Origin of the sequence: Mucilaginibacter sp., assembly GCF_028288185.1 — a bacterium.
Classification (GTDB): Bacteria; Bacteroidota; Bacteroidia; order Sphingobacteriales; family Sphingobacteriaceae; genus Mucilaginibacter.
In genome coordinates, this window is the sequence record NZ_JAQBOF010000025.1 from 48,060 (window position 1) to 64,149 (window position 16,090).

The following is a 16,090-nucleotide window of genomic DNA, read 5'->3' on the forward strand; positions in this document are numbered from 1 at the left end:
ACGCGTTCTAAAAAACATTTTGGTAAATAACCTATTATTTCTCCATCCCCGCTTTTTCTATTAATATTGCAGTAATGATAAATGCGTTCAGAAACTATAACCCGCTTAATATTTTATGGCTGGCCATTTTATTGTTTTTGCTGCGTATAGGCTATGCTTATAATGCTCCGCCTAAATTAGCATTTACTTATCTCGAACCATTTGCCCGCCTGTTTGTACCGGGGGCTTATCAATATGCTTTCCAGCCATTGGTTGATATTTTTTTGGCAGGTATGCTGGTATTTATACAGGCTTTATTGGTTAACAGGCTGGTAAACCAGTATGGGTTGTTAAGCAAACCAAGCTTTTTGCCGGCGTTAATGTATATTGTATTATCGAGCTTGTTTACCCCATTTTTGGTTTTGAGCCCCCCGCTTGTCTGTAATTTTTTGCTGATATGGATGCTGTACAAACTATTTGGACTTTACAAGGGCGATGACGCCAAATCCATCACCTACGATCTGGGGATGATTGTAGCCATTGGGTCATTGATCTACCTGCCTTTTATTTATTTGTTTTTAGCCATCTGGGCCGCCCTTTTGCTCTTTAGGCCTTTTTATTGGCGCGAGTGGGTAATTGGCATAATGGGCTATGCAACTATATTTTTCTTTTTAGCGGTGGCTTATTATTTAAGTGATAACATGGCTATATTTTATTCTATTTGGGTGCCACTTACCACTAAGTTTCCTACCCATGTTAAAATTGATTACTATGACTACCTGGTGCTGGTGCCGATAATTATTATATTTATATTAGGTATAATAAAGATAAGGCAAATATTTTTCAGGAGTTATGTACAGGTGCGTAAATCCTTCCAGCTACTATTTATTGTTTTTTTAATAGCCGGGTTATCATTTTATGTAAAGGCCGAGTTTAGCTTAACGCACTTTTTACTATGCGTTATACCTGTAAGTGTGTTTTTTGCTTACTATTTTTTATACGCCAACATGCGCTGGTTTTACGAAAGTTTGTTTTTTATACTGCTCATCAGTATAGTTTATTTTCAGTTTAACAATTTTTAACTTTTACATTCGTTCAAATTTCGGCTGTTATATTAGATTTGTAGCATGAAATTACTATGGGCTGTTATTAGCTTGTAGTATTCACTAAAAACATAAAGCTGATGAAATTTGGAGTTGTAATATTTCCCGGGTCTAATTGTGATGAAGATATCATCCATGTACTGGATAAAATAATGGGCCAGCAGGTTGTTCGCCTATGGCATAAAGATCATGACCTGCAAGGTGCAGAATTTATTATACTGCCCGGTGGCTTCTCATTTGGCGATTATTTGCGTTCAGGCGCTATCGCCCGTTTCTCGCCTATTATGGAGCAGGTAATACAATTTGCCAATAACGGCGGATATGTATTGGGTATATGCAATGGTTTCCAGATATTAACCGAAGCCGGTTTATTGCCAGGTGCTTTATTGCATAATAATAACCGCAAATTTATTTGCCGCAACATTTACATGAAACCGCAAACCGGTAATACCTTATTAACTGCACAAATTGATCCGCAACGCGCATTAAAAATACCTATAGCACATGGCGAGGGCAACTACTTTGCCGATGCTGATGTGCTAAAATCGATCAATGACAATGACCAGGTGATATTTAGATATTGTGATGAGGCTGGTAATATTACTACCGATGCAAACCCTAACGGATCAATAGAAAACATAGCAGGTGTAACTAACATTAACCGTAACGTTTTTGGTTTTATGCCACACCCTGAGCGCGCTGCCGACCCATTGTTAGCTAATGAGGATGGGCTTGCAATTTTTGAATCCATACTATCAATGGTTAAAGCCTGATGGCCAATTTGGTTATCGATATAGGGAATACTTTTACTAAGGCAGCCATATTTGAACAGGATGAATTAGTTTATACAGAACATTATAAAGCGCTCGATAAAACAATACTGGATACTTTTTTAACCCAATACAGCGTTGATAAAGCCATCATATCATCAGTAAAAAAAAATAGCGAAGAGTGGGAAGCCGGATTAAAGCAAAAAACACAATTGATTTATTTTAATGCCGGAATGACCACGCGTATCCATAACCATTATCGCACACCAACAACGCTTGGGCTTGACAGGCTGGCCGCGGTAATAGGCGCTAATTATTTATACCCAGATAAAGATAACCTGGTAATTGATGGCGGCACTTGCATAACTTATGACTGGATAAATGCCGCAGGAAATTATTTTGGCGGAAGTATATCGCCGGGTTTAAATATGCGTTATAATGCACTTAACCATTATACTGCAGGCCTGCCGATAGTTAAACAGGACGAAAGTTTTGACAATAATAGTGGTGACGATACAGAAACGGCCATCAGATCGGGTGTGCAAAACGGAATTAAATTTGAATTGAATGGCTTTATAGAAAGCTATGCAAAGAATAAACAACAACTAAATATTATACTAACAGGCGGCGACAGTATTTTTTTTGATACCCTATTAAAAAATAGCATCTTTGCCCCCTATATAAAAAATGAGCCTCATTTGGTTCTAAAAGGATTAAACGCAGCTACACAAAAGCATAATGATTAAATATACTAAGCTCTTTATAATAGTTTTACTTGCAGTTACAGCATTACAGGCCAAGGCGCAAACAACGGCAAACACAAGCTCGCCATATTCACAATATGGGTTAGGCGACTTAACACCAATGTTATTGCCACAAAATAAGGCCATGGGCGGTATTGCTGCCGGTACTAATACTATAAACAGGTACATGAGTATTAATCCATTAAACCCTGCATCGTACGGTACTATATCATTTACTACAATTGATGCCGGTCTGTCAATGAGCTCGCTTTCTTTAAGCCAAACAGGGCAATCAACACAAAAAAATTCAAACTTTAGGCTAAGTCATTTGGCTTTTGCAATACCGGTTAGCACAGGTTCGGCTTTAAGTTTTGGCTTGCTTCCTTACAGCCAGGTTGGGTATAATTATACAAAAACAACTAAAGGTTTTGGTACCGGGTCGGCAGTTGATACCAATACCGTTAATAACATTTTTACTGGCGAGGGTGGTTTAACAAAAGCCTACCTTGGCTATGGCTTTACCATTAAGCGTAATTTATTGCTTGGTTTTAACGTAGGCTATATATTTGGCGATTTGAAACATTTCCAGCAAATAGAGATGCCGCTATTGCCGGGTAACTTAAATACAAGTGTTGAGCGCGATAATAGCGTTGGCGGTGTAAGTTATGATTTTGGCGCCCAATATATATGGGACCTTTCATTAACAAGGCACATTGTTTTTGGCTACTCAGGTTCGGCCAAATCTCAAATCAATTCAAAAAACAGCTATATCGTCAGCCACTATACATTTGATGCCGGCGGAAACAGGGGCGTTAATATAGATTCGGTTATTAATCAGCAAAACGCGTCTTCAAAAATACAATTACCTAAAATTCAGCATTTTGGCATATCTTATCAGCAGGATCTTAAATTTTTAGTTGGTATGGACTACAGTATAGGTAATTGGTCTGATCTGAGTATAGGAGGTGTAAACCAAGGTATGGCTAATAGCAGTACTTTTAACATAGGCGGGCAATATACCCCTTACATTAATTCATTACACAACTACCTGGCAACTTTAGATTACCGCTTAGGTTTAATGCTTGATAACACCTATTATAATGTGCCAAACCCTTCCGGTGGCGGTAGCACCAATATCAAATCAAAGGCCATTACATTAGGTTTAGGTATACCACTTAGAGGTGCTAACACCAGCTTCTACAAAGTTAACTTCACAGCCGAACTTGGGCAGCGCGGAACTTTAAATAACGGTTTGGTAAAAGAAAATTACATTAACCTTCATCTAGGGTTTACGCTTAACGATAAGTGGTTTCAACGTTATAAATTTGATTAATTTAAGCTATGCATAGTCGGTTAAAACAGGTATCAGCCTTATTTTTGCCGGCATTGCTTTTTGGCATGCTGCTTTTAACCGCCTGCGAGAATGATTTAAAAAAAATCAAAGAAATATCGGCAAATTTTGTGAACCTGCCCATTGATACCACCAGGGGTGTTGATGTAATTTACAGCGATTCGGCTTTTGTTAAGGGTAGAATGACTACACCTATTATGATCCATTACAGCTACACCAAAGTAACACCCTACTATATAATGCCTAGAGGTGTAAAGGTTGTTTTTTATGATAAGAACATACAGCAAGACGGTAACATAGTTGCTGATTCTGCCGTGTACCGCGAGGCCGATAAATTAATAGAGTTTTATAAAAATGTAGTTTATACCACTTCTAAAGGCGATACTTTCAAGTCTGACGAGTTGATCTGGGACCAGGTTAAGAAAACCATGTATTCAAATAAACCGGTCCAGATTATCTTGAAAAGTGGCGATGTGATAAATGGAAGAAACTTTAAGAGTGATGAAAAACTTCAATACCCCATTATAGATAGTGGTACAGGTGTATTTGATGTAACCGACATGCCGGGAAAATAGGCTGTTTTTAGCATGAAAAATTGTATGATAAAATTTTACTAAAAGTTGTATCTTGCGCCCTCTTTTTAAGATTTAAATTTAATTAAACAAGAATAAGTATATATGGCTGTAATGGGTTATTTGCGCGACCGGATGGGTAAAATTGTCGCAGGTGTGATAGGGCTTTCGCTTTTTGCTTTTATTGCAACAGAAGCAATAAAAAGTGGCGGATCTTTTTTTAAAGGTGATAATAATATAATAGGTTCAGTAGGTGATGAAAAAATTCCACTGGACGAATTTAATGCAGGAGTTGAGCAAAATACGGCTCAGTTTAAACAGCAATCCGGCCAGGGCCGCATAACACCACAAATTACCAGTTACATACAGGACAATACCTGGAACCAGTTTGTAAGCAAAGCGATCTTTAAAAAGGAAGTCGAAAAATTGGGTTTAGCTGTTGAAGGGGACGAAACCCAGTCAATGCTTACCGGTAGTAACCCAAGCCCGCGTGTTGTGCAGGCTTTTACAGATCCGCAAACCGGTAAATTTGATCCTTCAGGTGTAATTAATGCTATTAACAGCGTTAAAACATTAAGAGATGATGATCAACGGAAAGTACAGTGGAAACAATTTGTAATAGACTTGATCGACTCTAAAAAAGCCGAAAAATACATGGCTTTGGTAACCAATGGTTTATATGTTAACGCGTTGGAAGCTAAAGATGCCTACGAAGGAAAAAACAAATTGGTTAACTTTAAATATACAGTATTAGATTATACTTCAATACCTGATAATAAAGTTACATTAACCGATGCTGATTACAGCAGCTATTATGATGCACATAAAAGCGAGTTTAAAAATCCGGAAGAGTTAAGAAGCATTAGCTATGTTAGCTTTAACGCGGCACCTTCTTCGGCAGATTCTGCTGCTATAAAACAGCAACTAACCAAATTGCTGCCTGATTTTATTGCAAGTACTAACGATTCGCTTTTTGTACAAATAAACTCAGAAACAAAATCACCGCTTAATTATCAGAAAAAAGGCCAGCTTGATCCTCCAGTGGATAGTATAATGTTTAAGCAAAACCCTGGATTTATTTATGGCCCGTACCTGTCAAACGGTAGCTATAAACTGGCCAAACTGGTTGATGCACGCATGAGCCCTGATTCTGTAAAAGCAAGACACATATTAATTTCGCCGACAGAAGCCGGCAGTATGGAAAAAGCACTGGCAAGAGCAGATTCACTTAAAAAACTAATCGAGTCAGGTAAAGGTACATTTGCTTCATTGGCTCCCATCTTCTCTATAGATAAAGCTTCAGGCGTTAAAGGCGGCGATCTGGGTACTTTTGGCCGTGGTGCAATGGTGCCTGTTTTTGACAATGCTGTTTTCAACGGCAAAAAAGGCGATATTAAAATAATAACCTCGCAATTTGGTGTTCACTTAGTAGAGATCCAGGATCAAAAAGGATCATCTAAAGTGGTAAAAGTTGCTACTATTGATAAACCATTATCTGCAAGCCAAACAACACAATCAGCAGCTTATAGCAAAGCACAGGCATTCCTTGGTTCATTAAACAAGGATAATTTTGATGCGGAAGCAAAAAAAGCAGGGTTAAAAACTAATGTGAGTGATGATATTCAAGGTGTTGCTTCAAGCATCCCTGGATTGAATGATGCCCGTGATTTGGTAAGATGGGTATTTAAATCAGCGAAAAATGATATATCAGACCAGGTATTTACCGTAGGCGACCAATATATTGTTGCCTGTGTAACAGAGATCAAACCTAAAGGTACCTTATCGCTTGATTTGGTTAAAAAGAAAATTGAGCCTCAGGTTAGGATCGAAGTAAAAGCTAAATTATTAAGCGATAAGTTTACAGCGGCATCAAGCGGAGCTTCATCTATCGAACAAATTGCACAAAAAGCAGGCGCAAAGGTTTTACCTATACAAAATATTGTATTTGCTAACCCTGTAATCCCCGGTTCATCAGCAGAATATAAAGTTGTAGGTACCGCTTTTGGATTGCCGCTTAATAAAATATCAAAACCAATAGCAGGCCAGCAAGGCGTTTATATGTTGGTTGTAAATAATTTTATAGTGCCTGCACCGCTTACAAATGCATTGAGGGAGAAAGAGCAAATAGGCCAGGCTTTATTACAGCGTGCGCAAGGACAGCTGTTTGAAGCCCTGAAAGATAAGGACAATGTAAAAGATAACAGAGCTAAGCTGTTATAGTAATATTTTAAAGTAATTTTGTATCCGGGATAGCGTTATAATACGCGATCCCGGATTTTTTATTTTATAACGATGGAGATACAAGAAAACTTTGTGAATAAAGTGGCCCAAAGCGGCTTGGTTACTTTAGACCCGGCAGAATTTTATGCACCCGGCGAAAGGGTGATCTATGATATTAAAGACAACTTGTTCCAGGGATTGATGCTACGCGAAAAAGACCTTAGGGAATTTGTAAAAGAGCATGACTGGACGCAATACCAGGATAAGAACGTGGCTCTTACCTGCTCTGTTGATGCTATTGTGCCGGCATGGGCCTATTTATTGCTGGCCAATAAAATGGCCCCCTATGCCCGCGAAGTGGTGTTTGGTGATGCAGAGGTATTGGAAACAGTTTTGTTTGTTAAAGAAATAGCAAAACTTGATGTGGAGCAATATCGCGATCAACGACTGGTTATAAAAGGCTGTGGTGATATTGATGTACCTGTTTCGGCTTATGTTGAATTGGGAAAGAAACTTAGCCCGGTAGTAAAGAGCCTGATGTTTGGCGAACCATGCTCGACCGTGCCGATTTATAAGAGAAAGGATTAGTGGTTTGCTTTTTATAATAAGTATTGAATGAAGAAACACCTTTTTACCATCATACTGCTTACAATAGGCTTGGTTCCGGCATTTAGCCAGGAGGCTAGAAACGTTATCGAGCCTGTTTTTAAAGTTGGCGAAGAGTTAAGCTACAAGTTTAAATATGGTTTTTTTACGGGTGCCGAAGGGCACCTAAAGGTAGAGGAGGGGGATAACATAGACGGGCATCCAATTTACCATATTGTCGCTGATGGTAAAACTGCCGGTACTTTTGATATTTTTTATAAAGTACGCAACCGGTACGAAAGCTATGTTGACCGTACAACATTACAACCTTATTTATATACCGAGAACCGCCGCGAAGGAAGCTGGAGACATACCGATAAAGTAACCTTTGACCATGAAAGCGGAAAGATAACTGCCAATAAGGGCATATTCCCATCAAAAGGAAAGATATTTGACTTTGTATCGGCTTATTATTTTGCGCGCAGTATTGATGTCGCCAAACTTAAAATAGGTGATAAATTTGATATCCCTTATTTTTTAGAAGACGGCATATACTCTTTAAGTGTAACTTACATGGGTAAAGAGGTAATAAATAGCACTTTTGGCAAGTTTAATTGTCTTAAATTTAATCCGACAATTATAGCGGGGCGCATATTCAGAAAAAATAGTAAACTATATTTGTGGATCACTGATGATAATAACCGCATACCTGTAAAGGCTAATGTAGAGTTAGTAGTAGGTAGTGTTACAATGGAGCTTACAGGTGCAAAGGGGCTAAAGTTCCTGCTTAATCCGATAAACAAATAATAAGCCCCCTCTAAATCTCCCCCTGTTGGGGAGACTTTATGAATTTTTAAAAGTCCTCCCTTCAGGGGAGGGTTGGAAGGGACTCTTTTAAACAAATAAAATAAATGATAGAAGTTGGCAGCGTTTTGGTGCATGAAGATGTAGTAAAAGAAAATTTTGTATGTAATTTAAGTAAATGTAAGGGTGCTTGCTGCTTAGAGGGCGACTCGGGCGCTCCATTAAACCACGATGAGCTGAATATACTGGACGAGATCTATCCGAAGGTAAAACCTTATATGACCGAAAAGGGGATAAAAACCATTGAAAAAGTTGGTACCTATGTAACCGATTTTGAAGGCGACTATACCACCCCATGTGTTGATATAAATAAAGAATGCGCTTATGTAATATGGGAAGGCGGCATAACCAAATGCGCCATTGAAAAAGCTTATGAAGAAGGTGCTATCAACTGGAAAAAGCCTATTTCTTGCCATTTATATCCTATCCGCATAACCAAATACCCTGAGTTTGACGTGTTGAATTATGATAGATGGAGTATATGCAGCCCTGCCTGTAGTTTTGGCAATGAACTTAAAGTACATGTACATGAGTTTTTAAAGGACCCATTAATAAGAAAATATGGCGAAGAATGGTACCAGGAACTGGAGGATACTGTTGCCGGGATATAATATAGTTTTTTATTCAATCCAATCTTTTTTGCAAAAAAACACGTATTAAAGCACCGATGTTATCTTGTTTACAATTAATTTGGATAATATTGCAGTGTATGTAACATACTTATTAAATTATAATGAAAGTAGCTTTAATTACGGGTATCACCGGGCAGGATGGTGCGTATCTTGCTGAATTTTTACTGAAAAAAGGATACGAAGTACACGGTGTTAAAAGAAGATCATCTTTATTTAATACAGATCGTATTGATCATTTATATCATGATCCGCATGAGCCTAATGTTAAATTTAAATTACACTACGGCGATTTAACAGATTCAACCAATTTAATAAGGCTGGTACAAGAAATTCAGCCAGACGAAATTTATAATTTAGGTGCCATGTCGCACGTACAGGTAAGTTTTGAAACGCCAGAGTATACTGCAAATGCCGATGGTATTGGTACCCTGCGTATACTGGAAGCTGTAAGGCTATTAGGCTTAACTAAAAAGACACGCGTTTACCAGGCATCAACTTCAGAGTTGTATGGTTTGGTACAAGCTGTGCCACAAAGCGAAACAACACCGTTTTACCCGCGTTCGCCTTACGCGGTAGCCAAATTATACGGTTATTGGATAATAGTGAACTATCGTGAAGCATATGATATGTATGCCTGCAACGGCATATTATTTAACCATGAGAGCCCTATACGAGGGGAAACTTTTGTAACACGTAAAATAACCCGCGCGGCTTCAAAAATTGCTTTAGGCCTTCAAACCTGCCTATATGTAGGTAATTTATCAGCACGCCGCGATTGGGGCCATGCTAAGGATTATATTGAAGCTATGTGGCTAATGCTGCAGCAGGATAAAGCCGAAGATTATGTTATTGCTACAGGTGTAACTACTACGGTAAGAGATTTTATAAAAATGGCATTTGCCGAGTTGGGTGTTGATCTGGAGTTTAGCGGCAAGGATGAAAACGAGCGCGGTGTAATTATTGATATCGACAAACAAAAAGCACAACAATTAGGTTTAGATGCTGACCTTTTAAAACTAGGACAAACAGTTGTTAAAGTTGATGCTAAATATTTCCGCCCTACAGAAGTTGATTTATTGATAGGCGACCCTACTAAAGCACAAACACAACTAGGCTGGAAACCCAAATATGACTTAGCTGCGTTGGTTAAGGATATGATGGAATCTGACTTGCACCTGGTTAAAAAAGATGATTATTTGAAAAAAGGGGGCTTTAAAACCTTAAACTATTTTGAATAATACGCGTTTTTTACAAAATCTTTCTACATGAAAAAATTATTAAGCAGTTTAATATTGCTTTTATTATTTGTTAAGGTTGGTATAGCTCAAGCTCAATACCAACCTTATTCTTATCAGTTCTATCAAAAACTTAATGAGGATGTTTACTCAACAAAAACGCGGTTACACAGTTCGTTAAAATCATATATAATTGACAGTGTTTTACAACATCGATATGATTCACTGATGAATGTTGGGGTTGACATTGCCGGCCATCATAGTTGGGCACATCGCAAATTGTTTAATGAGCATTTATTTGATGTAAAAACACCAGAGTATACTTTTTTTGGCGATTACCTGCCTGATCTTACTATCGGAAAAGATTTTAGCGGAAACAGAAATACCTGGTTAAATACACGTGGCTATCAGTTAGGTGGTACTATTGGTAAAAAGTTTTATTTCTACACAAACGGGTTTGAAAATCAAGCTGTTTTCCCAGAATATTTAACAACATATATTAATCAGGTTGGCGTGGTGCCGGGCCAGGCTTATGATCGTACTTTTGGAACGAAACGCACCAAAGATTGGTCAGACGTAACAGGTATCGTATCGTATACGCCCATAAAATATTTAAATATTACAGCAGGGCAGGACAAAACCTTTATAGGCGATGGCTATCGGTCTGAGTTGCTATCTGACTTCGCATCCAGTTATCCATTTTTAAAGCTTACAGGTACCTTGGGTAACGTACAGTATATGGTTATGTATGCCTATATGGTTGCACCAAATGACCGACCTTCGCAATTTGCAATTGGGCCCAGAAATAAATGGGCCGTATTTCATTATTTAGATTGGAACGTTAGCAACAGGCTTTCGTTAGGTTTCTTTGATGCCATAGTATGGCCTAAAATAGACCCCTCGACAGGAAATAACCGTGGATTTGATTTTTCATACGCTACCCCTGTTATTTTTTTAAGGCCGGTTGATGCCTCAAATGGTTCGCCGGGTAATGCGGTAATAGGTTTTACCGGTAAATACAAAATATCAGACGGCATTACAACCTATGGCCAGTTTGTTTTAGATGAATTTGAGTCCAAAAGCTTTTTTTCCGGTGACGGAAGTTATAGAAATAAATACAGTTTCCAGTTAGGTATTAAGGGAGCCAATCTGTTTAAAGTAAAGGCATTGAATTATTTGGTAGAGTATAATAGTGCTACACCATATACTTACTCTGAACAAAATAATGATATAAATAATTACGCCGAGCAGGAAGAACCATTGGCACACCCTTTTGGGGCTAATTTTAGAGAGATTGTTGGTTTGCTAAATTACAGCTACAAAAGATTTGATTTTAGTGGTGAGGTTGATTATGGTTATTACGGATTAGATATCAATGGCCTTAACTATGGTAAAGATCCTTATCAACTTTATAGTATTCCTGCTAGCCAACTTGGTAACTACATCGGGCAGGGCCTAACCACTAAGATGGCGTACGTTGAAGGCAAGGTAGCTTATATGCTTAACCCTAAATATAATTTACGTATTGAGTTAGGCGGTTTGTATAGGATGGAAAAAAATACGCAGTTCACTGATAAAACCACCATGATAACTATCGGCCTGCGCAGCTCATTCCGTACACTATATACAGATTTAGCTAGCTATAAAACACATTAATTTTAGAGAGATTAGAGCTTTTTTTGGATATACAAATTAATAAAAAGGGCGATGAATTTCAACTTCATCGCCCTTTTTTATTTACCCATGCCAGGCCTAATCTCTAATAACCAATTAACTAATCTCTAACTAGCAATCGTATGCGTATTCTGCTTTAATGCTATGCTTTTAACTTGTGTAGTAATTCCTTTGGCATCATAACCACATTCGGCCCAAAGTTCTGGTTGCTCGCCATGCTCAATTATACGGTCGGGGATACCCAGGCGTATTACTTGCGCTTTGTAGTTATTATCGGCCATAAATTCTAAAACAGCGCTGCCCATTCCGCCTTCTATACAACCATCTTCAACTGTAATTACTTTGCTGTATTTTTTAAATACTTCGTGCAATAGAGCTTCGTCCAGTGGTTTTACAAAGCGGATATCATAATGTGCGGGGTAATAGCCTTCGGCATTTAATTCCGCAGTAGCTTTTACGGCTTCATTACCTATATGGCCTATAGTTAACAAGGCTACTTCTTCACCATCGCAAATTTTGCGGCCCTTGCCAACCGGTATGGCTTTAAAAGGTCGCTGCCAATCAACCATAACACCTTGTCCGCGCGGGTACCTTATTACAAACGGGCCCATATTATCCTGTTGCGCGGTAAACATCAGATTGCGCAGTTCTTCCTCATTCATTGGTGCCGATACCGTCATGTTGGGTATGCAACGCATATAAGCCAGATCGTAAGCGCCGTGGTGCGTTGGGCCGTCTGCACCGGCTATGCCGGCACGGTCTAAGCAAAACACCACGTTTAATTTTTGTATGGCAACATCATGTATCACCTGGTCATACGCCCGTTGCATAAAGCTGGAGTATATGTTACAAAACGGAACTAATCCTTGCGTAGCCAATCCGGCAGAAAATGTTACCGCATGCTGCTCGGCAATGCCCACATCAAACGCGCGGTTAGGCATGGCCTTCATCATTAGGTTAAGCGAGCAGCCCGATGGCATTGCCGGCGTAATACCCATTATTTTTGAGTTGGCTTCGGCCAGTTCAATTATGCTATGGCCAAATACATCCTGGTATTTAGGCGGTTGCGGCTTGTCATGTTTTGTTTTTTTGATCTCGCCGGTTATCTTATCAAATAAGCCGGGGGCGTGCCATTTGGTTTGGTCCTTTTCGGCCAGGGCGTAGCCTTTACCTTTAGTGGTAATGCAATGTAAAAGCTTCGGCCCTGGTATGTCACGCAGATCGCGCAGAACCTTAACCATGTTTTTTACATCGTGCCCGTCAATAGGGCCAAAGTACCTGAATTTTAAGGCTTCGAAAAAGTTACTGCGTTTAAGCAGGGTGCCTTTTATGCTTTTCTCTATTTTTTGTACCATGTTATACGCGTCAGGGCCTATTGACGATATTTTAGCCAGCACGGCAGCAATATCATCCCTGAAACGATTATAGGGCTTAGAGGTAGTTATAGAAGTTAAGTAATCTTTTAACGCGCCAACATTAGGGTCAATAGCCATATTGTTGTCGTTAAGTATAACCAGCAGGTTTGAGTTTTCAATACCGGCATGGTTCAATGCCTCAAAGGCCATACCCGCGGTTATAGAGCCATCGCCAATAACGGCTACGTGCTGCCTGTCGGTTTCGCCTTTGTATTGCGATGCCACCGCCATGCCCAGCGCTGCTGATATGGAGGTTGATGAGTGCCCGACACCAAAAGTATCATATTCGCTCTCAGACCGTTTTGGGAACCCACTGATGCCACCGTATAAACGATTGGTATCAAACATTTCGCGGCGGCCCGTTAATATTTTATGGCCGTAAGCCTGGTGGCCAACGTCCCATACCAATTGGTCGTAAGGCGTGTTTAAAATATAGTGCAAGGCAACGGTTAGCTCAACAACACCCAAACTGGCGGCAAAATGTCCGCCGTTTACCGATACTACATCAATAATATACTGACGCAGCTCCTGGCAAACCTGTTCAAGTTCGTTTTCACTAAGCTTCTTTAAATCAGACGGATAGTAAATTTTTTCTAATAAGTCACCTGCTTTTACTTGCATTGATATTTGTGTGCGAATAATAACTTACAAAGTAAGTAAGTTTAATTAATAAAATAAGGACATTTAGCAGTAATATTTGTTTGATATTGCATTTTTTAATTTGTTTAAAATCAATAAGGTGTATTTTTACCGGTAGATATGGAGCAAGAAAGCTTTGAAATAAAATTACCCCAGTTTGAAGGTCCGTTTGACCTGCTGCTGTTTTTTATTGAGCGCGATGAGCTGGAGATCCACGATATCCCTATTGCCCGCATTACCGATGATTTTTTAAACTACATACATCAAATGGTGAGCTTAAATATTGAGCTGGCCAGCGAGTTTATTTTTGTTGCAGCTACGCTGATGCGCATAAAAGCCAAAATGCTGCTGCCCCGCCATGATGCCGAAAATGGTGAAAGCGAAGTAGACACCAAAGAAGAACTGATACGCAAGCTGATAGAATACAAAAAGTTTAAAGAGCTATGCGAAGAGATTCGCCCGTTAGAGGAGGAACGCCTTAAACAGGAGCGCCGTGGCAATATCCAATACGACCTGGAGCAAGCCGAACGTGTAGCTACCCCCGGCGAAGAGCTATCTGATGTAAGTTTATATAAGCTGATGATGGTTTACAGTCGCCTGATGCGCAACTACAACACCCGCAGCGAAGAGGTTACACATACCGTAACGCAATACCCATACACCATCGAAAAACAGAAGAAAGCCATAGACGACCTGCTGCGCCTCAACAAAATGATGGATTTTAAAGCCATAGCTAAAGAATCAGAGAACAGGGTGCATTTTGTATATAACTTTTTGGCCGTACTGGAGATGCTGCAACAGGAGCTGATAGATATACAAATAGGGTTGGGGTATAATAATTTTTGGATCTCGGCAAGGGGTGGGGAGTAATAATTGGTTGCTTTTCTCTCCATGCGTCATTGCCCATATCCCCCCGCGCGTCATTGCGAGGAACGAAGCAATCTCTACTGCGGATATTCAGCAACCGGTATATTGGTGTAGGCACAAGTAGCCTTTAACCGCAATCCCGCCCGACATACTTACGCCAGCGGGGAGATAACCCACATACTCCGGCTAGACTTTTGCTACGCAGAAGGGATTTTGAATTTTAGGATGGGATTTAAATTAAGTTAAATTCATTTAAATTGATTTCTGCTTCATATATTTTAGCTTGAGAAAACTTTTCATCGTGAATGTTGTGTATCTCTGTTTTGATTTCTCTACTCATTTTACAACCTAATATAATTTCTTTTATACATGCATCCGGAATCCGATGTATGGTTCTAGCTGAATTGCTTTTTCTCAACCTAAATTCATTTTCATAGCTCCAATGCATTGATTTTGTATTTAGCAAACGTAATGTGTTAACTAATGGTTCGTCAAACATCCCGAGTTCAGGAAATTTATCGGAATAAATAACCTCGGCGAGAGCTCCCCCAATGGTGTCAAATAATAATTGAGTATCTAATCCAACACAGAATCCATTATGGGAATCTGCGTAGTGAGACCACATCAATAAGTCATCACATTTTGTTGATAAAGATAAAATTCCATATTCGTTAGCAATGTTTTCGACAAAATATGGATAGAAATCCTTCCAATAATCAGCGCTATCAAATACACCTGACGATTGTTTTATAAAGCACTTTTCTTCTATTTGCTCATTAGAGAGATTTGGCCAGTTGCGTTTTGCTATCTCCCTCAATTTCAAATAAATATTTCCGGGATTTAACTCTTCTTCTTTGTATCTAAAAGGAAGAGAACAATCAAATGGATCATTGAATTGTTTAGGAGAAGCCAGAAATACTTCATTTTCTGTCAAAACTCGCCTTTGATATTGATGTTCCGAACAAGGTTCTTTCCACATTCTATATTTATATAAAATGGTAGGCATACCTTCAATTTTCATTTCTCCTTTATTGTAAACCTGTCCGTTCATTAAATACAATTGAATACATCAAATTACACATTATTTAATTAAATCCCCCATGCTGGCGCAAGTTTGCTGCGTAAGCCAAAAGCAGGCGTACCCCCATCTGGCGCGAGTATGCGGCCCTCAAGCTGGCGCAAGTATGTCGGGTAAACATGTGCGAAAAGGCTACTTGTGCCTATACCACCATACAGGTAATTGATTAGCAAGTGTAGAGATTGCTTCGTTCCTCGCAATGACGTGGTGGTGAGGTTGGGGGGCTAACTGTTCCGCTAATTTCATTTTGTTCCGCCACTAAGAGAACGGAACAGTTGTATCAATGACGGGTGGATAGATATACGGTTAGTGTCTTGACTCCCCTCATCCGTAATTTATTAGTGACAAGCGCCCCTAAACTGC

Annotated in this window: 14 protein-coding genes; 12 read left to right on the plus strand and 2 right to left on the minus strand. The window is 39.3% G+C overall.

Going from position 1 to position 16,090, the window contains the following annotated elements; genetic code table 11:
* Positions 1-74: 74 nt before the first annotated feature.
* The 11 genes from JWQ34_RS09815 (at position 75) to JWQ34_RS09865 (ending at position 11,710) form a co-directional block, all read left to right on the plus strand.
* The gene (locus JWQ34_RS09815) at positions 75-1,061 is read left to right on the plus strand and encodes a DUF6427 family protein (RefSeq protein WP_299356995.1); all 987 of its coding nucleotides are present in this window, start codon (positions 75-77) and stop codon (positions 1,059-1,061) included.
* Between the two features lie 101 nt (positions 1,062-1,162).
* Positions 1,163-1,855 carry a phosphoribosylformylglycinamidine synthase subunit PurQ gene (gene purQ / locus JWQ34_RS09820; protein ID WP_299356997.1) on the plus strand — a complete coding sequence of 231 codons (693 nt, stop codon included), beginning with the start codon at positions 1,163-1,165 and terminating at the stop codon, positions 1,853-1,855.
* Positions 1,855-2,598, plus strand: a complete 744-nt coding sequence (locus JWQ34_RS09825) for a type III pantothenate kinase (protein WP_299356999.1) — start codon at positions 1,855-1,857, stop codon at positions 2,596-2,598. The genes purQ and JWQ34_RS09825 overlap by 1 nt, the downstream gene beginning before the upstream one ends.
* Entirely contained in the window at positions 2,591-3,928 is a 1,338-nt protein-coding gene (locus JWQ34_RS09830; RefSeq protein ID WP_299357001.1) for a hypothetical protein, read from the plus strand. Before JWQ34_RS09825 ends, JWQ34_RS09830 begins: the two co-directional genes overlap by 8 nt.
* An 8-nt stretch (positions 3,929-3,936) precedes the next feature.
* Positions 3,937-4,521, plus strand: a complete 585-nt coding sequence (gene lptC / locus JWQ34_RS09835; protein ID WP_299357003.1) for an LPS export ABC transporter periplasmic protein LptC — start codon at positions 3,937-3,939, stop codon at positions 4,519-4,521.
* A 102-nt stretch (positions 4,522-4,623) separates the two neighbouring features.
* Positions 4,624-6,738, plus strand: coding sequence for a peptidylprolyl isomerase (locus tag JWQ34_RS09840; RefSeq protein ID WP_299357005.1), 2,115 nt, complete (start codon positions 4,624-4,626; stop codon positions 6,736-6,738).
* Positions 6,739-6,810: 72 nt separating this feature from the next.
* The gene (locus JWQ34_RS09845; protein ID WP_299357007.1) at positions 6,811-7,326 is read left to right on the plus strand and encodes a DUF2480 family protein; all 516 of its coding nucleotides are present in this window, start codon (positions 6,811-6,813) and stop codon (positions 7,324-7,326) included.
* Between the two features lie 27 nt (positions 7,327-7,353).
* On the plus strand, positions 7,354-8,130 hold the full coding sequence (locus JWQ34_RS09850; RefSeq protein WP_299357009.1) for a DUF3108 domain-containing protein: 777 nt from the start codon (positions 7,354-7,356) through the stop codon (positions 8,128-8,130).
* A gap of 104 nt (positions 8,131-8,234) precedes the next feature.
* Positions 8,235-8,798, plus strand: coding sequence for a DUF3109 family protein (locus tag JWQ34_RS09855; protein WP_299357011.1), 564 nt, complete (start codon positions 8,235-8,237; stop codon positions 8,796-8,798).
* A 122-nt stretch (positions 8,799-8,920) separates the two neighbouring features.
* Positions 8,921-10,057 (plus strand): GDP-mannose 4,6-dehydratase, encoded by a 1,137-nt coding sequence (gene gmd / locus JWQ34_RS09860; RefSeq protein WP_299357013.1) that lies wholly within the window; start codon positions 8,921-8,923, stop codon positions 10,055-10,057.
* A 27-nt stretch (positions 10,058-10,084) separates the two neighbouring features.
* The gene (locus tag JWQ34_RS09865) at positions 10,085-11,710 is read left to right on the plus strand and encodes a gliding motility protein RemB (RefSeq protein WP_299357015.1); all 1,626 of its coding nucleotides are present in this window, start codon (positions 10,085-10,087) and stop codon (positions 11,708-11,710) included.
* Between the two features lie 125 nt (positions 11,711-11,835).
* Here JWQ34_RS09865 and dxs read toward each other — a convergent pair whose 3' ends face one another.
* Positions 11,836-13,764, minus strand: coding sequence for a 1-deoxy-D-xylulose-5-phosphate synthase (gene dxs / locus JWQ34_RS09870; protein WP_299357017.1), 1,929 nt, complete (start codon positions 13,762-13,764; stop codon positions 11,836-11,838).
* Positions 13,765-13,902: 138 nt separating this feature from the next.
* Between dxs and JWQ34_RS09875 the strand changes: the two genes are divergently transcribed.
* The gene (locus JWQ34_RS09875; RefSeq protein ID WP_299357019.1) at positions 13,903-14,652 is read left to right on the plus strand and encodes a segregation/condensation protein A; all 750 of its coding nucleotides are present in this window, start codon (positions 13,903-13,905) and stop codon (positions 14,650-14,652) included.
* A 229-nt stretch (positions 14,653-14,881) separates the two neighbouring features.
* Here JWQ34_RS09875 and JWQ34_RS09880 read toward each other — a convergent pair whose 3' ends face one another.
* On the minus strand, positions 14,882-15,700 hold the full coding sequence (locus JWQ34_RS09880; protein ID WP_299357020.1) for a DUF2971 domain-containing protein: 819 nt from the start codon (positions 15,698-15,700) through the stop codon (positions 14,882-14,884).
* Positions 15,701-16,090 lie beyond the last annotated feature (390 nt).